This is a genomic window from Ligilactobacillus ubinensis, from assembly GCF_024160875.1.
Classification (GTDB): Bacteria; Bacillota; Bacilli; order Lactobacillales; family Lactobacillaceae; genus Ligilactobacillus; species Ligilactobacillus ubinensis.
The window spans coordinates 1-22,577 of sequence record NZ_JAIULA010000024.1; the positions used below are offsets into that span (position 1 = coordinate 1).

Genomic DNA, 22,577 nt, shown 5'->3' on the forward strand with positions numbered 1-22,577 from the left:
ACAATTCCATCTTGTATGTGATAAGCTATTACCATCTTGTGGCAAGATAAAAACTCCCTTCGATATAGTTTTGGTTGATAGCCGAAATTATTATATCGAAAGGGAGTTTTTTACGCTAAAGCTTTTTTCACCCCCATAAGTAAAACTTGTGGTTTATTCGCATGTATTAATATTAAATAAACGAGTTCGAGACAGAAATCTCAAACTCGTTTTATCTCTTAATATTTAATGAAAAATGTACACCTAAATGTAGCTGTTATGAGTACCATAATCTAGACCATCAAAACCATAAACAACGCGCATACTCTTTATCTGTTTTTGTACTACTCTCAAAATATATCCTATACTCATAAAAAATAACTTATGCTACTTATTCATTTATTTTTTCCAAAGTCTCTCTAATCTCTGGTATTAGATTTTTGCTAGCTGAAAAAATGATATGATCTCCCAGTTGAATTCGCGTATTACCATGCGGAGCAATCGACGCCTTATTACGAAAAATTCGGCTAATTGTTATATTTTCAACAAAAGGTAAACTACTTACTTCCATACCATCAAATTTTGCATTTTTCACAACGATTTCAAAAAGTCGTGCATCACCACTTGTCAAAACTTGCATAATGGATGGTGACTCAATTATTGAACGCATCATGCCAACCCTAGTATCAAAACTGCTATAAAATTCAATACCAGCATGTTTACATTCTTGCTCTTGCTGTGCATTTAATACAGGATCTGGATTATCTAGACGTGCAATAACTCGCTCAACTCCATACTTTTTAGCTGCTAATGCAAGTTTAAAGTTAGCATTAAAATCTAGATAACCTAAAACTAAAATATCTGTATCAAATACTTCATTCTCAATCATTTCGTCTTCACTTCGACTTGCTAACAACTTTATATTTGCTTTTGCATTATACGTATTATAATTTTGCAAAACATCTGTATATAACATTACCTCATACCAATTACTTGGAAGCTGTTGTGCAACTGAAACAACAATCAAATTTGCTCCTATCATATGTACTCGGATTTTTTTTCTATCTTCTTTTTCTGTCCTGTACAATTTGTTAAACAATAATGGGCCAATGAAACAGGTAATAACTGCAGCTAGCAAAAATGCTCCCGATTGCTGTGTTGTCACAACTCCAAGGCCTTTAGCAACCGTTAACGTCGCAAGCACTAATGTAATTGTCGTACTTGAAAGAAGTGACCCAGCTATTGCATTTTCCTTTCCAAAGCGAAGTTTAAAACCAAAATAAGCAGGTAATTTTGCAATAACATATGCAATAAAAAACAATGGTATCAATATTATGGTTTCCGACGAAGTAAGTAAACTAGGAATATTTAATTCGACCCCAGTCATAATAAAGAAAAACGGGATTAAAAATCCATAACCAATAGAATCCAATCTTTGTTCCGTATCTCTTGCCGGTTGTAATAATTTAAACACTATGCCTGCAATAAATGCTCCTAAGATGTTCTCTGCACCCAATTTTTCTGCCATCCATACTAAAAGTATAATAACAAAAACCGCTAAACGTATATCTAACTGAGTAGTAGATTTATTAATTCTATCAAAAAAGCTAAAAAAAGATTTAAATCGGCTAAACAGTATTGCTGCTACAACAAAAAGAATTGAAATTAACCATATACTGCCTCCATTACCCGCTACCAATGAAGAATAAAAAGATAGAACCAACATAGGTACAACTTCTCCAAAAACAGCAAATAATAGAACTGCTTGACCGAACGGTAAACTTAACAATTCCTTTTCCTTTAATAAAGAAATTACAATTCCCAATGAAACAGTCATAAATAGGATAGTTGCAAGGCCAATGTCTGTAAACAAACCTGTAATTCTAAATAAAAGCGCTAATCCAAATGATGTACAAATAGTTAATAGATATGCAAAAACAGCTACCCTCAATGCAGATATTTGTTTTTCATCCTCTTTTGCCTTTTTTTTGGCAAGTGGAGTTTGTGGTGACGCATTCTTTTTAAATAAACTAAAATCAATTTCCATTCCACTCAGAAAAATTAATAAAATAACACCTAAAGTCGAGGCATAATCAAGAAAGGTTCCAGTATGCACAACATTTAAAAAACTTTTCCCTAAAACGACACCTACCAATATTTCTGCAACTGATGTTGGAATAAAATTAATTTTAAACCGTGAAAGAATCATCGGTGTTGCAAATGCAGCAAATGTTACTAATACTACTGAAAAATTCATAGTTAAAAATCCTTTCTACAGAAAGTACTCTGTCCAACATTATACAAGATACTTTAATGAAATTAAACAAATAGCACTTCTCTTAGCTTACTGTATAAATATTTTCTATTTCCCGGGTAATAGATTCCTGCATACTATACATACTCAGTTTCTTTAGCTTTTATCAATTTATTATATATAATTCTTACAGAAATCCTAAATTACTACATATCTAAATCAAGAAAATAAACATTTCATAAATTTCAACACCAAAAGTGTTGCTGTAAGTCTACCAATTTAAACAACACCTGCACCGAAAAGCTAAAGTTTGAATTAAATCGGCCTAAAGCAATCTAATTCCTTTAAAGAATTTATTCGTGTCTTTACTCGAATAACTTACTACATTAAGCATGTGTATACAAAAACTAGGCGACAAGCTGTTAATAATATATCAACACCTTGCTGCCTAGAAAAACAAGCACCTATTCACTTTAACATTGAGTATATGTCATTGTACTATTTTGTATACACTATTTAGCATATTCAATAGCTCTAGTTTCACGAATAACTGTGACTTTAATATGTCCCGGATACTCGAGCTCATTTTCAATCTTATTCTTTATATCCCGTGCTAAAACTGTTACCTCTATATCATTAACTTCATTCGGTCTGACAATAACACGGACTTCTCGACCTGCCTGAATCGCATAACTCTTTTGAACACCCTCAAATTCATTAGAAATATTTTCTAGCTTTTCTAAACGATGAATATAATTTTCTAATGACTCACTTCGTGCTCCTGGTCTAGCAGCAGAGATTGTATCTGCTGCTGCAACCAAAACAGCAATTATCGATTCTGGTTCAACATCACCATGATGCGACGCAATTGTATTAATAACTGTTTTACTTTCTTTATACTTTTTGGCCAATTCGACCCCAATTTCAACATGCGAACCATCAACTTCATGGTCCACTGCTTTACCTATATCGTGTAATAATCCTGCGCGCTTCGCCATTGTAACATCTTCACCAAGTTCAGAAGCCAAAACCCCAGAAATTTTGGCAACTTCCAACGAATGGTCAAGCACATTTTGTCCATAACTTGTACGGTAATTTAAACGACCAATCGTTTTTATTAAATCTGGATGCATTGAATGTAATCCGAGATCAAAAATAACCTCTTCACCTTTTTCCCTAATCTTTGCATCCATTTCTTTTGTAGCCTTCTCAACCATTTCTTCAATTCTAGCTGGATGAATACGACCATCCTGAATTAATTTTTCAAGAGCAAGTTTAGCAATTTCACGCCGTACTGGATCAAATCCACTCAAAACAACTGCTTCAGGAGTATCATCAATAATTAAATCAATTCCTGTCAATGTCTCTAATGTACGAATATTACGTCCTTCTCGTCCAATAATACGACCTTTCATCTCTTCATTAGGTAAACTTACTACTGAAACAGTTGTTTCAGATACCATATCTGCTGCTGAACGCTGAATTGCTTGTGAAATTAAATCTTTTGCAGTTCTATCTGCTGTTGCTTGTGCTTCAGCTTCACTGTCTTTAATCATTATAGCTAATTCATGGTTAAGCTTTTCACGCGTTTGCTTAAATATGATATCACGCGCTTCATCCTGTGTTAAAGCTGCTACTTCTTCTAATTTATCACGTTGTTCCTGTACTAGAGAAGTAACTTCATTCTTCTTGGTAAGAAGTTTTTGTTGATCAACATCCAGTTGTTTTTCTCTTTGAGAAATTTTTGTTTCTCTTTTTTCAAGCATCGAATCCTTACGATCAATAATTTCTTCACGTTGTAACATTCGATTCTCTTGCTTCTGAATTTCTGAACGACGATCCTTTAATTCACTTTCTACTTCACCGCGATATTTATGGCTATCTTCCTTTGCTTCTAGAATTATTTCCTTTTTTTTAGCATCCGCATCCTTACGTGCCTGTGCTAAAATTCCAGCAGCTGTTTGTGTTGCAGCATCTAAAACTTCTTCATAATGCCGCTTACGGTACCAAATACCCCCAGCAAAGCCAAGTAATAAAGTTAAAATAGCGACGGCGAGGATAACAATAATAGAACTCACGATTTGCACCTCCGACGTCAATCAATGTTTTTACATTAATTATTTTTTTAGTTATTTTGATTATACACACAAGAATATTTTAATGTTTTTAACCCACTAATGTCAATATAAATTAGTCACCTTACAAATAAAGATATATGTTTGCATCATCTACCTTATTACATAACCATGTGAAAGGGTTTTATAGTGTTATTTTTATTTCACACTACTTTCTAAAACAAAATTTACTCAAAAAAAGCGGTAAAATTATCAAAAATATCATTGAACTTTACCGCTTAACATATTCTTTGTTATTCTATTTACTATCTATTGAATCTTTTTTGTTCTTTGCGCTTTTAGTAACCGCCTTATCTCCAAGTTTTAATTCAAGCTGTGCTTGTTCATCTGAGTCAGCAATTCCATACGCTTTTCGAACCTTTAAATATATTTCGTTCATTGTGTCTACATGCTCTAACATATATTTTTTAGCATTTTCGCGTCCTTGCCCAATTCTCTCCTCACCATAAGAAAACCAAGAGCCACTCTTATTTACAATGTCTTTTTCAACTGCCATATCAATCAATTCGCCCGTTTTCGAAATACCTTCGCCATACATGACATCAACTTCTGCAATTCTAAACGGAGGAGCAACCTTGTTTTTTACAACTTTAATTTTAACACGATTTCCAATAATTTCAGAACCATCCTTAATCTGTTCTGCTCTTCTTACCTCTAAACGGATAGTAGCATAAAATTTAAGTGCTCGACCACCAGGAGTTGTTTCTGGATTACCAAACATTATTCCGACTTTTTCACGAATTTGATTAATGAATAATGCAATTGTTTTAGTTTTATTTATAGTTCCTGATAGTTTCCTTAAAGCTTGTGACATTAAACGAGCTTGCAAACCAACATGTGCATCACCCATTTCACCTTCAATTTCTGCTCTTGGAACTAATGCAGCAACTGAATCAACTACAACAATATCGATTGCGCCTGAGGAAACTAATGCATCAGCAATTTCCAGTCCCTGTTCACCTGTATCTGGCTGTGAAAGTAGTAACTGATCAATATTTACTCCAAGTGCCGTTGCATATGCCGGATCTAAAGCATTTTCTGCATCAATATAGGCTGCTGTCCCACCATTTTTTTGAACTTCAGCAACTGCATGCAATGCTACTGTAGTTTTACCAGAACTTTCTGGACCATAAATCTCGATAATTCTACCTCGAGGATACCCACCTACACCTAGTGCTTCATCCAATGCTAATGATCCACTAGAAACAGTGGAAATTTGCGTATCAGCTTTTTCACCCATACGCATAATTGAACCCTTACCAAAGTTTTTTTCGATTTTTTTTAATGCAACATCTAATGCCGCTTTTCTTTCATCAGCCACTTATATTTCCTCCTAAGTCTACTTTCTTTAATCATAATACAGTACTTTGTTTATTGAATGCAAGAAAAAAAGAACTTATTTTCGAATTTTGTTTTATAATTCATTATTGATAATAGAAAAAGCTGTTAAAACCGCCCTTTCTTGGACAAATTTTCTACTACGAGAAAAACGATACTCATACGCTACTACTGGTCTATCTTTAAAAGCAATTCCTATCCAGACGGTTCCTGCTGGCTGTCCTTCAAGACTTTCTGGTCCAGCAACACCTGTAAACGAAACTCCAATATCTGTTTTAAGTTTTGCTTTAGCTTGCTTTGCCATCCAAATTGCTGTTGCTTCACTTACAACACCTTTAGTATCTATAATTGTTTGAGGAATATCTAATAAAGAAACTTTTGCTTCATTTGCATAAGTTACAAATCCTCCCGGAAAAACTTTTGATGCTCCGGGAATATTTGTAATCGCTGCTTGAAATTGTCCACCAGTAAGACTTTCTGCTCCTGTAATTGTCAAATTCTGTTCTTTTAGTTTTTCAATAACAACCTTTGGTAAACTATTTTCATCACCATATCCATACATATATTTCCCGACACATTGCATAACTTCATTTTCAGTATCATCAAGCAATTTTGCTGCTTTTTGCCTTGTATCTGCACTAGCTGTTAATCTAAGCGTTACTTCATTATCCTTAGCGTAAGTAGCCATTGTTGGATTAGTTTGGGAATCAATCAAATTACTTAACTTTGTTGCCAGTTGAGATTCACCTATTCCAAAGAAGCGTAATACACGCGACTCTAAAATCTGTGCTACATTATATTCTTTAGCTAATAATGGTTTTGCCTCATGTAACATCATCGGCTTTAATTCATTCGGTGGCCCTGGTAGCAATAAAAAGTTTGGTCCCTTAGGATTTCTATAAAAATCTCCAACAGCTAGCCCTGTTGCGTTTTTTAGCGGCATAGATCCATCAATATATAGTGCCTGTAGTCGATTATTTGGGGTCAATGTCCTTCCACTTATTTTAAAACGTTCAACTATTTTTTTCATTGCATCACTATCTTCGATTAATTCTTTATTCAAATAAGATGCTACAACTTGTTTTGTTAAATCATCTTTCGTAGGTCCTAATCCGCCTGTTAATATAATTAAATCACTGCGTTTAACCGCTGTATTAATGACCTCCAACATTCTTTTTTCGTTATCACCAACAACAGTTTGATAGTAAACATTAATCCCTAATTCTGCCAACTGTTGGCTCACAAATGTTGTATTTGTATCAACAATTTGTCCTAGTAAAATTTCTGTTCCGACTGCAATTATCTCTGTCTGCATTCTAAAGCCTCCACATATAAATACGCATATAAATCTCTTTTTACTTCCAAAAAATATTATTTTTTACTTATTTTTTTAACTTTATTTTCTAATCTAACAGAAAGTTAATTCATCATTTCTGACCCTCTCATTATACGTTTCTTTATTCTCATGTGCAAATCTATCATGTTTATTCTAAGTATCTCATCTAAATTTATCTTGTTATAATCTATGCCATAACAATACTTAAATCATCACTACCGATTACATTGTATTCATACCTTTTTAAGATAACTTGATACACAAAAAAAGATAGGCCTCTTAATTTAACCTATCTTTTTATGATTAATCTTGTTTTTTTATTTCTATTCTATTTTTTTACAAAGAATTGAACTATACACAACTATTTTTTACTTTTGAAAGAATCCGCAAAGATAAAACGCGCATTATAAAAGTATTCAAATCCAGAATAAATCGTAAAAAATAAGCAAATATAGAGCAATACCTGACCTATTGGAAAACTAATATTATCAAAGAAAACATTGTTTAAAAACAAGAAAATAATCGCAAACATTTGCGTAAATGTTTTTATTTTACCAGGCATTGCTGCAGCCATTACTTCTCCATCATTTTCAACCACAATTAAACGCAATCCTGTTACTGCTAGTTCACGGCAGACAATGATTGCTGCCACCCATGAAGGCACCTTACCTATTTCAACTAGAATAATAAACGCAGTCATCACAAGCATTTTATCAGCTAAAGGATCCGCAAATTTACCAAAATTAGAAACTAAATGCTGACGTCTTGCAATTTGACCATCTGCAAAATCAGTAATTGATGCAACTGCGAAAATAATAGCTCCAATGAGCTGCGTTACTGGAATTACCGTACCTACTGCATTAACACTTCCCCACTGTAGTGGTAACAATAACACTAACATAAACACCGGAATTAAAATAATTCGCATAATTGTTAACTTATTGGGCAAATTCATTTACTATTCTTCCCTTCACTTCATAAAAAATATCAAAATTATTTCATATATATTAAGTAATAATCATTATTGAACATCTAGTACTAACGTTCTAACTGTTGTTGATGAATCTTGCTCTAAAAAGTTAAAGTCTTTCCCGTTGATTTTCACCGTTGTCGCTTTAGAGTTACCTAAACTTATCTTAATCGTTGTTGTGTTTTCCGGTAATGTTAAAGTGTGTGAATTATTTGACGTTAAAGTTCCTTGCCAAACCTGTGTACCATTAGAATAAACCGCCATCCAAGCACTCGAACTACCAGCTGTCAATTTAACCTTATTTTTTGTTGCTCCATTTTTTAAACTATATGTGAATGTAGAACCTGATGTCGCTGTACTTGAAATTTCTTGTTTACTTGTCGTCTTTTTGCTAGAACTTGCTTTTTTACTTGATGCCGAACTAGAACTAGACTTACTTGAAGACGAACTACTCGAACTGCTTGACTTACTTGAGCTTGTAACATCTGAAGTTACTGCAACTTTTGAACTACTGTTATCACTTGTTGCGGAGCTTTTACTTTTATTACCTAGTGTAACAAAATATATTGAGCCTAAAATTGCCAGAACAACGATAACAATAATAATTGTTGGCAAATATCTTGTTATATTTTCTAGATGATTGGGTTCTTCATTGCTTTTTAATTGCTGCCTCTTTTGAGTCCGCGTTGTTGCTTTATCATCTTTTGATTCTTCATCTTCGTGTGTGTTGCCTAATTGTTCATCTAATTTTTTTAATAATTCATTTGCATCTAAATCAACTGCTTCTGCATATTGTTTAATAAATGCACGTACATAAAAATCCCCTGGCAATGCTGAAAAATTTTCTTCTTCAATCGCAATCAGGTAACGTTTTTGAATTTTTGTACTTTGTTGCAGATTGTCTAACGTAAGACCTTTATCTGCTCGTGCTTTTTTTAAAATTTGTCCAACATTCATTGATTCTTGCCTCATTACTTTCACTTTCCTTTGGATCAATAACCCATAATTTGTTTCTTATCATTATAGAGTATATCATAGGTTTACATAAATTTTTAGTAGAAACCATTCATTGTTGTTTAAAAATAAGTTATGTTGCCCTTCCGGCTTTATTTTAACCAACCACCACTTATATAAAGTGTTTGTCCTGTCATATACGCTGCCTTTTCATCTAACAAAACTTTTACCCAATAACTAATTTCATCAACCTTCGCAAAACGACCCATTGGAATTGATTCGTTAACTTTATCTCTTTCTTGCTTTGTAAATGTTCGATTCATTTTTGTATCTACAGCACCAGGTGCAACTACATTGACAGTTATTCCAAGTGACGCTACCTCTTTACTGTAGGCATTCACGAAGGAACTCAATGTTCCTTTTAGAGTACTATATGCCACTTCCATTGAACTTCCATTTCCACCATAAACTGAGCCAATAAATACAATGCGCCCACACCTGCTTATCGCCAATTTTTGTTCTAATAGTTGAACTATTCTAAGTGGTGTATTGACTTGCATTTGTGATAAATTATTAAATTGTTGCTGTTCCAAGTCATGAAACAAACCATATTCCGTTGTTCCTTGAGCAAAAATCAGTGCATCTAAAGTAAATAAATTTTCCGTTATTCTAGTAAGATGCTGACTATCAGTCAAATCATACTGCAATAACAAAAAATCCTGTTGTGGATACTTTACTTGCAATTGCGCATACAGTTTTTGCATTTTTATCTTATTATGAAAATAGTGTAAGTAAAGTGACCATCCATTTTCTGCTAAGTCCAGTGCAATTTGGTTGCCAATATCTCCTGATGCACCAAAAATTAAAGCCCATTTCATTTGACATCTTCCTTTGGTAGAACTTGATAGACACTAACTGCCTCAGAGCGAATAAAATCTTGTGCAACTTTCTTAATATCATCTAATGTTATCTTCTCAATAATTGGAACTACATCAAATATAGTTGCATCTTCAAACAAATCACCAGCATATTGGTTAGCAATGCTTTCAAGTGAATTCATACTCGTTATATATCTTCCTATTAATTCACGTTGCGCCAGCTGAAATTCAGACTGCTGATTTACTAATATGTTTTGTGCATTTTCAGCAATACCAATAATTTCATTGGATAGCTCTTGTGGATTTTTCGTATCTCCACTTATAACAGCAAAGTGGAAACCTCTTTCAATTTGAAATTCATATCCAAAGCTATCATCCAGTATTCCTCGCTTATATAATTCTAGATAGTTTTTTGATGACTCACTATATAGTAAGTATAATAACAAATCTATCGTTAGTTTATATTTTAATCCGTCCCGACCTTCAGGAACAACATCTAATCCACGGATACCAACCATCGTTTTAGGTCTTTGAACATCTAATTCAATCATTCTGTATGGAATAATATCTACACTCTCTAAAGTGTTTTCAAACTGAACCCTTTGTATTTTTTGCGCTGAGGGAAAATCTTTTAGGCTTTGATTCTTTTCAATCCAACTTGTTAATTCCTCCACGTCAAGTCTTCCAACAATAAACAAGTTCATATTACTTGGTTGATAAAAAGCGTTATAACATGTATACAAAAGCTCTGGTGTGATTTGTGCAATTGATTCCACACTACCTGCAATATCAACGCTTAAAGGCGTATTAGGATAGAGATTGCCTAACATTCCAAAAAATAATCGCCAATTAGGATCATCATCATACATTTTTATTTCTTGCCCTATAATACCTTTTTCTTTTGCTACTGTTTCATCACTGAAATACGGTGTTTGAACAAAATCTAATAGAATATCTAGACACTCTTTGACGTTTTTGGTTGCAGAAAAAAGATAACTTGTTCGTGTAAAACTAGTATATGCATTTGCATCTGCTCCATACTTTCCAAATAAATCAAACGCATCGTAATTTTTCTTTTCAAACAGTTTGTGTTCTAAAAAGTGTGCAATTCCATCGGGAACTTTGCACAATTCGTCTTTATCTAAAGGAGCAAAAGTGCTGTCAAGCGATCCATAATTTGTAGTTAATATACCATACGTTTTATGGAAGTTGGGACGTGGTAACATGTTTACTTTTAGTCCATTAGGTAAAACAAGTGTATACAACGTCTCCCCAAATTGTTCGTACTCTTTGACTCTCATTAACTACTTTCCTCTCCATTTAAAAAATATACAGCTTGTAAATTAACCATCTTTGCTACATTACAAACCTCTTCTAAAGTAACTGCAGCTATCTTTTCTTCCCATTCAGTTGCTTGTATTGAAACTTGTGTTATTGTATCCATAACTTGTTGCAACATCGCAGTTCCCTGAGAATCATAGCGGCTTTCATAATCTGTCAACAATTCTTTTTTTACATTTTCAAAAGTTTCAACGCTAACATCTCCACTTATCAGGGAATTTAATTGTCTTTCGATTAATCGTAATACATGTTCTTTATTTTGCGCTTCAATTCCTGTTTGCACATATAAAAACTGTCTAAATGAATCAAAATTACTGCTTGCATAGTATGCCATACTTTCTTTTTCTCTAACATTTATGAATAATTTAGAAAGAACTGAGCCTCCAAACAGTGCATTAAATACAAGTGCAGCATAATAATTTTCCGTTCGATATGAGATAGGTAAATGATATGCAACATCTAATTTACTTTGATTTAAAGATTGCTTTTCTTCTTTTTGATAAACTGTATTGGTAATATTTTGTGTATAATAAATATCACCTAATTGTTTTTTCCTTGCTTCAAATGGTAAATGTGTTAATAATTCAGATAAATCACTTGTTATTAAATCTCCGGAAATTACTATATTTATAGTGTCTTCTTGCAACATTTTTTGATAATATTCATATGCCATCTTTGCATTGATGTTTTCTAAATCTGTAACATCACCGTAGACAGGTGTGTATTGAATTGTATCTAAAAAATACCCCGCTTGTAACTGTAACGATGCATACGTTTGTTTATTTTCTTTAATTGTTTGTATATAGTTAATCAAGTTTTCTTTTTGTCTAGCAAATGTCTGCAAATCAAACTTTGCTTGTGGCGAAGTAACTAATGGATTAAAAATTACTTCTTGTAAGAATTCAGCTGCTTGTGTTAATAAATTTTGGTTTCCTTGTAAATACTTGTCATTAACACATGTGAATGAAAAACCGATTGTGTGCATTCTTCCACGACGATTAACTGTCGTTCCAAAACTTGCACCATACATTTCAGCTAATTTATCAGAAATTAACTTTTGATTAGGATATTTTTGACTACTAACTTCTAATAAATTCGCAATTAGTGTCCGCATCGCTAACTCACTTTTATCCTCTAAAATCGTCGTAAAAGACACGTTTATTTTCGTTGTTTTAAATTGCTTTGTTTCAATAAGCGCTGCCGTTACCCCAGTGGTTACTTGTTTTTGCAAAAAAATCCTCCTCTTTTTTCCACCATAATTATCTCTAACTATGATAAGGGATATACAACTATAATACAAATTCTATTTTTTAGCTACTCTTCTTTGTCATTTGGAGGTAAAAAAACCTTTCGTGGTTTACTTCCTTCTTGTGGCCCTATTAAACCAGCACTATCTAATTGATCAACAATTCGTGCTGCTCTATTGTAGCCAATCTTAAACCTTCTTTGGAGAAGAGAAATACTACATTTTTGTTCATGCCTAATGAATTCAATTACTTCACTAAATAATTCATCTGTTTCATTTGAAGTTGAAGAACCACTTTCAATTTCTTCATCACTAACTTCAATTGAACTATCATAATTAGCTGCTTGCTGTTTTTTAACAAATGTCACGACCTTTTCAACATCTGCATCTGAAATAAATGCTCCTTGAACACGAATCGGCTTATTCATTCCCATCGGTAAGAAGAGCATATCCCCACGACCAAGTAATTTTTCTGCACCAGATTGGTCAATGATTGTCCGTGAATCTGTTCCTGATGAAACTGCAAAAGCTATTCGTGATGGAACGTTTGCCTTAATTAGACCAGTAATAACATCCACCGATGGACGTTGTGTTGCCAAAATCATATGAATACCAGCAGCTCGCGCCATTTGTGCCAAGCGTACAATCGAGCCTTCCACTTCATTTGAAGCTGTCATCATTAAATCGGATAATTCATCAACAATAATAACAATATATGGCATTAATTGGTCACTTTTTCCTAATCCATCTTCTTGTTGACGCTTAATCATTGCATTATAACCATTAATATTACGTTGGCCTGTATTTGCAAAACATTCATAACGTCGCTCCATTTCACTAACTAGCTTTTGTAAAGCTCCTGCTGCCTTTTTAGGATTAGTAACCACTGGAGTTAGTAAATGTGGAATATCGTTGTAAACACCTAATTCAACCTTTTTAGGATCAATAAGGACTAATTTTACTTGTTCTGGCAAACAATTCATTAACAAACTGGTTATGATACCATTGATTGCCACAGATTTACCACTTCCGGTTGAACCAGCGATTAAAAGATGGGGCATTTTCGTTAAATCTGCTACAACTAATTCGCCAGAAATATCTCGGCCTAATGGAACCTCCAACGGCTTATTAATATCCTTTTTTTGTGTTGATATTATACTCTTGAAGGACACAGTTGCGACATTTTTATTTGGGACTTCAATTCCAACGAGTGATTTTCCTGGAATAGGAGCCTCAATTCGTAAATCTTTAGCTGCTAATGCTAATGCTAAATCATCACTTAAATTGACAATTTTTGAAACTTTAACCCCAATAGCTGGATGCAATTCATATTTTGTGACAGCAGGTCCTAAAATAGCATTAACAACCTTTACTTGTACACCAAAGCTTGCCAAAGTTTGTTCTAATAATTTTTTGTTTTTTTGCATAGCCATTTTTTCAGTACTTTGATCTGTTGCACCTACAGAACTTAACAAAGAATAACTTGGTAATTTATAATCTGTGTTTTGCATCGTGCTTATTTTAGATACTTCAGCTATTTGTATCGGTTCTTCTTTTTCTATTTTTGGTGAAGCATCCCAAATATTTAATTCTTCAACAGTGTCTACTTCGTTATCAGTACTTTTAATTTTTTCTGGTTTAGAAGCAACTCTATTTGTTAAATTGTTTCTCTCATATTCCATTATATCAGCTGCTGTATTTTGTTCGTGCGTATCAACTGGCTTTTTCTTAACTATAAAACTGGCTTTTTTGAGTTTTGAAAAAGGTATCTTCTTTATTAAAGTAATTACACCAAGTAATATCCATTTTAATAAATTAAATATAAAATACCCACATTTTCCAAGTTCCTTCGCTACACGGCTAAAAGCAATATTAAAACAGACACATATTCCCACTATAATTAATAAAGAACTAATAATATATGTTCCAATTTGAGAAACCAAAAAATACGTTACTGTATATAATGCCGCACCTATAATTCCACCACCAACTGACGTACCGATACTAGCATTTCCAATATCAGCACTCAAGTATTGCCAAGTAATACTGATAAAATGAGTATGTAAGTCCAACTGTGCAAAAAAATACGCATCCAATCCGAGTAAAAAACCAAATGCAACTAATAAAAATCCAAATAAAATATTAGTTTTCATCTGTGGTTGTTTTCCAAAAATCAATAAATAACCGCCCAAGATGATAAAGCCACCAAGGCCAATTTGATAAACATCACCTAAAATTAGTCTAACTAGATTAACCATTAGTGTTCCTATGTAACCCAAATTAAGCAATCCAATTACACCAAATAGTATAAATATTATTCCAATAACTTGCTGTGAAAATTCAATTTTTTTCTTCTTTTTTGTCGTATTACGTCTTCTTTTTCGCGCGGCGGGGCGACTCTTTTTTTGTGTGCGCACCACAACAATCGCTCCCTTCCTTTTTTAATATCTTGATTATAACATATCAAACAAATATTCTAATAAATAAAAAAAGGATAAAAGATAGTTTATTAAACATGTAGTTAAAATCATTATTTATCCTTTAACTGCACCTAAAAAATCTTTAATCCTAAACTATTATAATAATCCTTCTACTCTTAGTACAAATAACCTATTTTCTTAGAATAGCTTCTACAATGTATTTTTCAAATTAATTATTTTACCAGATTTTAAGTTTTTATAAATTACTACTTAAGCTTGTCACTTTCGTACATGTGTGTTGTTTCTAAATTTGGAAAACCTTGTTGCCGCAAAACTTCATAAATAACAATCGCTGCCGTATTAGATAGATTAAGTGCTCTAATATGCTTATCGTTTTGTGGAATACGAATACACTTTTCTGGATTTTGACGCATAAATACTTCAGGTAATCCTGTTGTTTCTTTACCAAATAAGAAATAGTGTTCTGCTACATTATCATTATAATCAATGTCTGTATATGCACGCTCAGCAAATTTAGAAACGATATAAAGTTTGCTAAGATCAGGTATAGTTTCTAAAAAGGCAGGTAAGTTTTTATGATATGTCACATCTACCTTATCCCAATAATCAAGACCTGCTCTCTTTAAATGTTTATCATCCGTAGAAAAGCCTAGCGGTTCAATTAAATGTAGATGGGTATTAGTCCCAGCACAAGTTCGTGCAATATTTCCTGTATTTGCAGGCATTAGTGGTTCAAACAAAGCAATATGATTTGTCATAAAATATCTCCCTTTACAGTTTTAAGGCATAAAAAAAGCGTAACCATTCGGTGTGGGCACGGCGAACAGCTACGTTAATGAAGTACAATTACTTAGCAACTAACAGCGAACCGATAGTTACTAACAACCGATTTCTTGAAATTATATTAACACTAGCTTAAAAAATTTTCAAGCTTTTTTGAAAAATATCAAAAAAATACTTTCAATTAACTTACTTTGCTACTGAAATATACTTTCCTGCAACTAGTTTAACCAAGTCTTCTCTTTTTAAGCGGACGGATCTTCCAAGTTTACCTGCAGAAACAGATATTTCATCGAAATCCATAATTCTTTTGTCAAAATAAATTGGAAATCCTTTTCTAATATTAATCCCTATAGGTGTATTTTCACCATGTATATAACCAGTTATGTTAATTAAATTTTTATTATCTGCTAAATGGACTTGTTTTTTATTCAATTCTTGTGCAATTAATTTTAAATCTAATTCATATTCAAGCGGTAAACAAACCACTAGGTAATCCTTAGGATCCTTATTAGCTTGAAGAACAATTGTTTTTAACATACTTTTAGCTTCAATTCCAAGGGCAGCAGCTTCTTTCAAAGCATCTCGTCCGTTATTAATCCAATCGAAATTTGTTTCAACATACTCAATATGATTTTGATCTAAAATCCGTTCATCATTAGTTTTTTTTATCTTTTCTTTTTTTGTCACGACAATAAACTCCTTTCAGCTATATTATACGTATAATTCTAATCTCAAAAATCAATTTAAGTCAACTCTTAAAAATTACGAACTTTTATAGTACCTTTTTTGCTTTTTAATTGACTTCAAGTGATTTATTAAGTACTATTATCTTGTTTGCGACTTTAAAAAGTTTCAATAGCGAACATTTAAATTAAAATGAGTTTTTTATAGGAGGACTTATTATGCCACCAGTATTTGACTATGAAGATGTTCAACTTATTCCTAATAAATGCATCGTAAAGAGTCGTTCAGAAGTTGATACCAGAGTTAAATTTGGACCAATGACATTCAATATACCCGTTGTTCCTGCAAATATGCAGACCATAATTGATGAAAAATTAGCTATTTGGTTAGCTCAAAATGGTTATTTCTACATTATGCACCGTTTTGATGAAGATGATCGACTTGATTTTATAAAAAGAATGCACAAACTTGGCTTGTTTGCTTCTATTTCAATAGGTGTAAAGCCTCAAGAATATAAACTTGTCGATGATTTGGCAAAAAAAAATATAATGCCTGAGTATATAACCATTGATATTGCCCACGGACATTCTCAAACAGTAATTGATATGATTAAATACATTAAACAAAAACTTTCAGGTGTTTTCTTAATCGCTGGTAATGTAGGCACTCCCGAGGGCGTACGTGAACTTGAAAATGCTGGAGCTGATGCTACTAAAGTTGGGATTGGTCCTGGTAAAGCTTGTATAACTAAAATAAAAACCGGTTTTGGTACCGGCGGTTGGCAATTAGCTGCTGTTCGTCTTTGCGCCAAAGCAGCTAGCAAACCCATAATTGCTGATGGCGGTATTAGAACTAACGGTGATATCGCTAAATCAATTCGCTTTGGAGCTTCAATGTGTATGATTGGTTCTTTATTCGCAGGTCACGCAGAAACTCCTGGTGAGCTAGTTGAAGATGAAGGAAAAAAATACAAAGTATATTTTGGTTCCGCATCTCAATATCAAAAAGGTGAATATAAAAATGTAGAAGGAAAAAAACTCTTAGTCCCATATCGCGGCCATATCGAGGATACATTACACGAAATGCAAGAAGATTTACAATCTTCAATCTCATATGCAGGTGGTCGCAAATTAGCTGCACTACGCAATGTTGATTATGTAATTGTTAAAAACTCAATTTTCAATGGTGACTCCTTATAATCTTTGTATTTAGTTTGAGATTAGATTTTTTTAATTTTTCATTAGTAAATATTTACACAAAAACATACTACTGATGAGTCTGGGATAAAAATTCCAGACTCTCTTTATCTCCACATGTTTAATACCAAAATCTACGTTAAAGAGCATCAAATTGCGCTTAGCCTTATAATTTAGGCAATTTCAACTCACGAATTATTTAATTAATGAAAGTAATACTCTCTTACTTTTTTATTTCATATTTTCCAATTCAATTCGTGCATTTTTATTAAAAATATGTTAAATTAATACCTGTTTAGTATTTTAATTTGGAGTGAAAAAAATGAAAAAATTCAGAGCTTGGCATCTTTCTTTAGGATGGCAAATCTTATTAGGTTTAATTATTGGCATTGCTTTAGGTGCCCTTTTTTATGAAAATCAAAAGTTTATCACAATTTCCACTAATATTGGTGATTCCTTCATCAATTTAATCTCTATGGTTGTTTTACCAATTGTTATGTCAAGTTTAATTGTGGGAATCGCCAATATGGGTGATTTACGAAAACTAGGCAGAATTGGAGTAAAAACACTTATCTATTTCGAAGTTCTTTCAACAATAGCATTTATAATCGGTATGACAGTTTCTAATATTGCTCATCTTGGCTCAATGGTTGATTTAACACAGTTAAATAAAACTGATATTTCATCATACCTAAAAACAGCTAAAACATCACACTCTGATATTACTTCTGTCTTAATGTCAATCATTCCAACTAATATATTCGAAGCTTTAAATAGTGGTGATATGTTACCTGTCGTCTTTTTCTCTGCACTTTTTGGTCTTGGTCTAGCTTCCATTGGTGAAAAAGGTCAAGTTGTTATTGACTTTTTAAATGCCGTTTCTGCAACGATGTTTAAAATTACTGGTTGGGTTATGCATGTTGCTCCCTTAGGCGTTGCTGGCTTAATCGGAGCAACAATAGCTAAACTTGGCTTAAATTCACTGAAACCGCTAAGTCTTTTTATCATTATGGCTTATGCTACCATGATTTTTTTCATCTTGGTTATTTTAGGCTTAACATCTCGCCTTTTTGGTTTTCGTATTATCGACCAATTAATTGTTGTTAAAGATGAGTTAATTTTAGCTTTTACAACCGCAAGTTCTGAAGTTACTCTCCCGCGTTTAATTGATAAATCAACTAAATTAGGTGTTAATCAATCTATTGGTTCTTTTGTAATCCCGACTGGATATACATTTAATTTAGATGGTTCTGCTATATACCAAGGATTAGCTGCAATCTTTGTTGCACAAGCATATCATATTCATCTATCCTTCAGTCAACAACTAACTTTGCTTGTTGTTTTAATGCTGACATCTAAAGGTATGGCAGGCACTCCTGGTGCTTCTTTTGTTGTCTTACTAGCTTCTGTAGGTACAGTAGGCATTCCAACTTCTGGAATAGCTTTAATTGCTGGAATTGATCGTCTTGTTGACATGGGCCGGACTGTAGTTAACGTAATTGGCAACATGACCGCAACCTTAATTATTGGCAAATCCGAAAATGAATTTGACCAAACTGTTCATGATGCCTATGTTGAAAAAATGCGTAAAAAATTATAATTTCAGCAATAGCTTTCCGTTAAAAAGAGCACAGTCTAAGAAAAAAATTTCTTAATACTGTGCTCTTTTTTAGTTATTTTATATTTCTAAATTTTGTCGCAATTTTTTTGATTTCAGTCACGTGTGGTGCACCAAGTAATTTTACATGCGAATAGTTTCGAAGCATTCTTCTTTGATTAAAGTTAAATTGTTTTAACCCATATTTGTGGATATTTTCTGCAAAAATGATATGCCACTTTTCTACTCTATTTCTAATTTCCTCTCGTTGTTCTTCTAATTGAGAAAATTTCTGTTCTACCTCAAATTGAGCATTGGTATGCAATTTTTCTCGTTCTATATTAATTTGTTTTTCCCAACGTGAAAAGCTCTTTCTAAATGCGGCCATATCAGTAATAGTCCATATCGCATCACTACCCATAATAAAGATAACTATCACCGCTAAAGCAGAACCTGTTTTAGTAACTATCAATTGAATTACATATTCAACATATGGATCAACTATTTTGGTTATAATAACAACACCACAACTCCAAAATAAAGAAATAATTGGTGCTACCCTACCGTTAAGATTCCCCCAATAGTTGCTATAATCCCACAGTTTTAAATGAAACCACCTTTCCAAAAACCAACCTGCAACATACTCAAAAATTGTTGCTACTATTCCACCCATAAAAAATAGTGCAATTAGATTGGTACGAAACGGTAGCGTTAAAATAAGAACAACTGTAATTGCAAATCCATATACTGGACAATACGGTCCCATCAAAAATCCCCGATATGCAAATTTATGATCTTGTATTGAACAATACACCGTCTCCCATATCCAGCCTACACAAGAATAAAAAGAAAACAATAGTACTACTTCAGTCATTGAATAATATTGCATCTAATCACATCCTCAAATCAGCAAAAACTTATTGTACTACCAACCTTAATTTGGGGCACTTTCATAGGCGTTAGATATATGGCATTACCTTGTGGCTTTGCTGGAACTGGTTCAAAATGTAATACTGTATGTCCGATTTCCATATAATTTCGATTAACCATATCTCCAACAAACGCTATCTTATATTCTTGATTATCAATTATTAATTTATTTGCTGTCTTTAAATCATAACTTTTATCGATTGGCTTCTCAAATTCTTGAATAATAGAAACTGTCTCCAATTCCTTTGTTGCTGTTTTATCAAACAAGATGACCAGATCATCCTTTTCATCAAGTGCTTTACTGCCAATTGACACTACTTTTGATTTCAACATAAAATCAATCCTTTCTACTCTATCTAACTAGAACTTCTTCTTTTATTTTACACTACTTCGCTAAAATCTACACACAATATATAATTTGTTGGAACTAATTACATATAACGGTTACAATATTTATGTTATACTACCAATGTAAATATACAACGGAAGGTGTTTTATCTATGCAAGAAATTATTCTATTTGGAACATATACCCGAAAGACCAGTAACGGCATTTATCAAGCGGTTCTTGACACAGAAGCTAAAGCAGTATCTACCCCTGAATTATTTTTAAACATTCAAAATCCTACGTATCTTCAATTAAATTCTAAAAAAACTTTAGTAACAGTTGCTAGTCAAGATTCCCTAGGCGGCGTTGCTAGTTACAATTATTCCAATAAAAATTTTTTCAATGATGTCTTTACCGAAGGTGCAAATCCTTGTTACGTTTCAATTGATGAGCCACGTGGCCTTGTTTACTCTGCCAATTATCATAAGGGACAAATCGATGTCTTTAAGCTTAATGTTGATCAAACGTTAACATTAACTGATTCTTTTAAGAATACTGGTAACGGCCCTCTTCCTGAACAAGATAGCGCCCATATGCATTATGCAAATCTAACTTCTGATGGACGTTTAGTTGCTGTCGATTTAGGTTCAGATCAACTTCATGTGTTTAATGTTTCTGATAATGGTAAGCTTTCAAATGTTTCTGTCTTTAAACTGCCTGCTGGTTTTGGACCAAGACATCTTGTTTTTTCTCCCAATAAAAAAAATGTTTACTTAGTAGGTGAACTTAGTAGTAACGTTGCTACTTTAAACTATGATGAGTCTACTGGCTCATTTAACCTTGTCGACATTATAAAAACAATTCCAACAAGTTGGACAGAGCACAATGGTGCGGCAGCAATCCGCATTTCAAATGATGGTAAATTTGTTTATGTCTCAAATCGCGGCCATAACTCGTTAGCTGTTTTTGCTGTTCAAGCTGATAATACACTTGAACTAGTACAACTTATTTCTACTGAAGGGGATTTTCCACGTGACTTTGCTTTAGATAAGAGCGAGAAATTTGTCGTTGTCGCAAATCAAAATACTGACAATGCTACTTTATATAGTCGCAATGAATTAAATGGACAACTAAGTCTTTTACAAAAAGATATTTCTGTTCCAGAAGGTGTTTGCGTAAACTTTATATAATTGCTATGCTACACTTCCAAAAAGTTAGATTTTTATAGAGCGGAGAAATCCGCTCTTTTTTACTTTCAAAATTCTCAATTATTTCTTAACGATAAAATCATTTCTCTAGTTTATTTCTACATATTTCAATTTTTCCCGGCTTGACGTATACAATTAATTTTGCTATCGTGAATACGCATTGTATTTATGTTATATATATCTACAATGCAATTACAAGGTGGTTCGCAATTATCCCACCTAAAAAAACTAAGGAGATTTTTATCTTGAAAACTTTAAAACTAAACACTGCTGACCTAGTAAAAGCCGGTGTTATTGCTGCTTTATATATTGCTCTAACTTTACTAAATCCACTAAGTTACGGAGCCATTCAATTTCGTTTTTCGGAATTTCTTAATAATCTAGCCCCCTTTAATAAAAGATATATTTGGGCATTAACTCTAGGCTGTGCAATTGCTAACTTAAATTCACCTCTAGGCATTTATGATGTTATTTTTGGCTCTTTAGGTACATTAGCAATGACCACTATCAGCTATCTTTTAGGTAAACATATTAAAACTGTAATTGGTAAGCTTGCAATTACAGTTACCGTCTGTACCTTAATGAGTTGGAGTGTAGCACTTGAATATTATCTCTTATCTAACTCTCCTTTTTGGGCAACTTATTTTACAGTAGCGCTTGGTGAATTTGGTGCTGTTTTCTTTGGAGCAATCATTGTCTTTGTTCTAAATACAAGAATTGATTTGACTAAATAATGTGGAGGATTATTTATTATGACATTTGAAGAAGTATTACCATATTTAAAAAATGGCAAAAAAGCCGTTCGAACAACTGGTTGGAGTGGTTATGAAGATTATATTTTTGTAGTTACAAATGATACCTTAGCCGGTGAAGCTATTAATCCATACTTAATGATTCATACGAAAGAAACACCATCACTTTCCCAATATATGCCTACTTCTTGCGATGTCTTAGCAAATGACTGGGAGCTAGTTAACTAA

Annotated in this window: 19 protein-coding genes and 1 riboswitch; of the genes, 5 read left to right on the plus strand and 14 right to left on the minus strand. The window is 33.0% G+C overall.

Annotation, left to right across the window (positions count from 1 at the left end):
* Positions 1–370: 370 nt before the first annotated feature.
* The 12 genes from LB941_RS10290 to LB941_RS10345 all read right to left on the minus strand — a co-directional run bounded on the left by LB941_RS10290 (position 371) and on the right by LB941_RS10345 (position 16,342).
* Positions 371–2,236 carry a monovalent cation:proton antiporter family protein gene (locus tag LB941_RS10290; protein WP_253361885.1) on the minus strand — a complete coding sequence of 622 codons (1,866 nt, stop codon included), beginning with the start codon at positions 2,234–2,236 and terminating at the stop codon, positions 371–373.
* A gap of 509 nt (positions 2,237–2,745) precedes the next feature.
* Positions 2,746–4,311, minus strand: coding sequence for a ribonuclease Y (rny, locus tag LB941_RS10295; RefSeq protein ID WP_253361886.1), 1,566 nt, complete (start codon positions 4,309–4,311; stop codon positions 2,746–2,748).
* 295 nt (positions 4,312–4,606) lie between these two features.
* A complete protein-coding gene (gene recA / locus LB941_RS10300) occupies positions 4,607–5,689 on the minus strand; it encodes a recombinase RecA (RefSeq protein ID WP_253361887.1) in 1,083 nt (360 codons plus the stop codon).
* A gap of 93 nt (positions 5,690–5,782) precedes the next feature.
* Positions 5,783–7,021 (minus strand): competence/damage-inducible protein A, encoded by a 1,239-nt coding sequence (locus LB941_RS10305; protein ID WP_253361888.1) that lies wholly within the window; start codon positions 7,019–7,021, stop codon positions 5,783–5,785.
* Positions 7,022–7,403: 382 nt separating this feature from the next.
* On the minus strand, positions 7,404–7,997 hold the full coding sequence (pgsA, locus tag LB941_RS10310) for a CDP-diacylglycerol--glycerol-3-phosphate 3-phosphatidyltransferase (RefSeq protein ID WP_253361889.1): 594 nt from the start codon (positions 7,995–7,997) through the stop codon (positions 7,404–7,406).
* A 66-nt stretch (positions 7,998–8,063) separates the two neighbouring features.
* Positions 8,064–8,969, minus strand: coding sequence for a helix-turn-helix domain-containing protein (locus tag LB941_RS10315; RefSeq protein WP_253361890.1), 906 nt, complete (start codon positions 8,967–8,969; stop codon positions 8,064–8,066).
* Positions 8,970–9,118: 149 nt separating this feature from the next.
* Positions 9,119–9,844: an elongation factor P 5-aminopentanone reductase gene (gene ymfI / locus LB941_RS10320; protein WP_253361891.1), complete on the minus strand. Its 726-nt coding sequence runs from the start codon at positions 9,842–9,844 to the stop codon at positions 9,119–9,121.
* Positions 9,841–11,145 carry an EF-P 5-aminopentanol modification-associated protein YfmH gene (gene yfmH, locus LB941_RS10325; protein WP_253361892.1) on the minus strand — a complete coding sequence of 435 codons (1,305 nt, stop codon included), beginning with the start codon at positions 11,143–11,145 and terminating at the stop codon, positions 9,841–9,843. The genes ymfI and yfmH overlap by 4 nt, the downstream gene beginning before the upstream one ends.
* Positions 11,145–12,416 carry an EF-P 5-aminopentanol modification-associated protein YfmF gene (gene yfmF / locus LB941_RS10330; protein ID WP_253361893.1) on the minus strand — a complete coding sequence of 424 codons (1,272 nt, stop codon included), beginning with the start codon at positions 12,414–12,416 and terminating at the stop codon, positions 11,145–11,147. The genes yfmH and yfmF overlap by 1 nt, the downstream gene beginning before the upstream one ends.
* Positions 12,417–12,499: 83 nt before the next feature.
* Positions 12,500–14,848, minus strand: coding sequence for a DNA translocase FtsK (locus LB941_RS10335; protein ID WP_253361894.1), 2,349 nt, complete (start codon positions 14,846–14,848; stop codon positions 12,500–12,502).
* A gap of 269 nt (positions 14,849–15,117) precedes the next feature.
* Positions 15,118–15,630, minus strand: coding sequence for a tRNA (cytidine(34)-2'-O)-methyltransferase (locus LB941_RS10340; protein ID WP_253361895.1), 513 nt, complete (start codon positions 15,628–15,630; stop codon positions 15,118–15,120).
* 211 nt (positions 15,631–15,841) lie between these two features.
* The gene (locus LB941_RS10345) at positions 15,842–16,342 is read right to left on the minus strand and encodes an aminoacyl-tRNA deacylase (protein ID WP_253361896.1); all 501 of its coding nucleotides are present in this window, start codon (positions 16,340–16,342) and stop codon (positions 15,842–15,844) included.
* Between the two features lie 215 nt (positions 16,343–16,557).
* Between LB941_RS10345 and LB941_RS10350 the strand changes: the two genes are divergently transcribed.
* Both LB941_RS10350 and LB941_RS10355 read left to right on the plus strand, forming a co-directional pair.
* Entirely contained in the window at positions 16,558–17,538 is a 981-nt protein-coding gene (locus LB941_RS10350) for a GMP reductase (protein ID WP_253361897.1), read from the plus strand.
* 319 nt (positions 17,539–17,857) lie between these two features.
* Positions 17,858–19,135: a dicarboxylate/amino acid:cation symporter gene (locus LB941_RS10355; RefSeq protein WP_253361898.1), complete on the plus strand. Its 1,278-nt coding sequence runs from the start codon at positions 17,858–17,860 to the stop codon at positions 19,133–19,135.
* Between the two features lie 73 nt (positions 19,136–19,208).
* Here LB941_RS10355 and LB941_RS10360 read toward each other — a convergent pair whose 3' ends face one another.
* A complete protein-coding gene (locus tag LB941_RS10360) occupies positions 19,209–20,021 on the minus strand; it encodes a putative ABC transporter permease (protein ID WP_253361899.1) in 813 nt (270 codons plus the stop codon).
* Between the two features lie 17 nt (positions 20,022–20,038).
* Positions 20,039–20,395 carry a PTS glucitol/sorbitol transporter subunit IIA gene (locus tag LB941_RS10365; RefSeq protein ID WP_253361900.1) on the minus strand — a complete coding sequence of 119 codons (357 nt, stop codon included), beginning with the start codon at positions 20,393–20,395 and terminating at the stop codon, positions 20,039–20,041.
* Between the two features lie 167 nt (positions 20,396–20,562).
* Between LB941_RS10365 and LB941_RS10370 the strand changes: the two genes are divergently transcribed.
* From LB941_RS10370 to LB941_RS10380, 3 genes are all read left to right on the plus strand, one after another.
* Positions 20,563–21,579, plus strand: a complete 1,017-nt coding sequence (locus LB941_RS10370; RefSeq protein ID WP_253361901.1) for a lactonase family protein — start codon at positions 20,563–20,565, stop codon at positions 21,577–21,579.
* A 211-nt stretch (positions 21,580–21,790) separates the two neighbouring features.
* Positions 21,791–21,835, plus strand: a riboswitch (PreQ1 riboswitch).
* A 7-nt stretch (positions 21,836–21,842) separates the two neighbouring features.
* Entirely contained in the window at positions 21,843–22,331 is a 489-nt protein-coding gene (locus tag LB941_RS10375; RefSeq protein ID WP_253361902.1) for a QueT transporter family protein, read from the plus strand.
* A gap of 18 nt (positions 22,332–22,349) precedes the next feature.
* Complete coding sequence (locus LB941_RS10380) at positions 22,350–22,577, plus strand: DUF2829 domain-containing protein (protein ID WP_253361903.1); 228 nt, start codon at positions 22,350–22,352, stop codon at positions 22,575–22,577.

Excerpts from the sequence above, each read along its gene's own strand:
- LB941_RS10360 (WP_253361899.1), bottom strand. The coding sequence starts at position 20,021 with ATGCAATATTATTCAATGACTGAAGTAGTACTATTGTTTTCTTTTTAT.
- LB941_RS10350 (WP_253361897.1), top strand. The coding sequence starts at position 16,558 with ATGCCACCAGTATTTGACTATGAAGATGTTCAACTTATTCCTAATAAA.
- LB941_RS10315 (WP_253361890.1), bottom strand. The coding sequence starts at position 8,969 with ATGAATGTTGGACAAATTTTAAAAAAAGCACGAGCAGATAAAGGTCTT.
- LB941_RS10340 (WP_253361895.1), bottom strand. The coding sequence starts at position 15,630 with ATGACAAATCATATTGCTTTGTTTGAACCACTAATGCCTGCAAATACA.
- LB941_RS10365 (WP_253361900.1), bottom strand. The coding sequence starts at position 20,395 with ATGTTGAAATCAAAAGTAGTGTCAATTGGCAGTAAAGCACTTGATGAA.
- LB941_RS10380 (WP_253361903.1), top strand. The coding sequence starts at position 22,350 with ATGACATTTGAAGAAGTATTACCATATTTAAAAAATGGCAAAAAAGCC.
- LB941_RS10305 (WP_253361888.1), bottom strand. The coding sequence starts at position 7,021 with ATGCAGACAGAGATAATTGCAGTCGGAACAGAAATTTTACTAGGACAA.
- yfmH (WP_253361892.1), bottom strand. The coding sequence starts at position 11,145 with ATGAGAGTCAAAGAGTACGAACAATTTGGGGAGACGTTGTATACACTT.
- pgsA (WP_253361889.1), bottom strand. The coding sequence starts at position 7,997 with ATGAATTTGCCCAATAAGTTAACAATTATGCGAATTATTTTAATTCCG.
- LB941_RS10355 (WP_253361898.1), top strand. The coding sequence starts at position 17,858 with ATGAAAAAATTCAGAGCTTGGCATCTTTCTTTAGGATGGCAAATCTTA.
- LB941_RS10370 (WP_253361901.1), top strand. The coding sequence starts at position 20,563 with ATGCAAGAAATTATTCTATTTGGAACATATACCCGAAAGACCAGTAAC.
- LB941_RS10290 (WP_253361885.1), bottom strand. The coding sequence starts at position 2,236 with ATGAATTTTTCAGTAGTATTAGTAACATTTGCTGCATTTGCAACACCG.
- ymfI (WP_253361891.1), bottom strand. The coding sequence starts at position 9,844 with ATGAAATGGGCTTTAATTTTTGGTGCATCAGGAGATATTGGCAACCAA.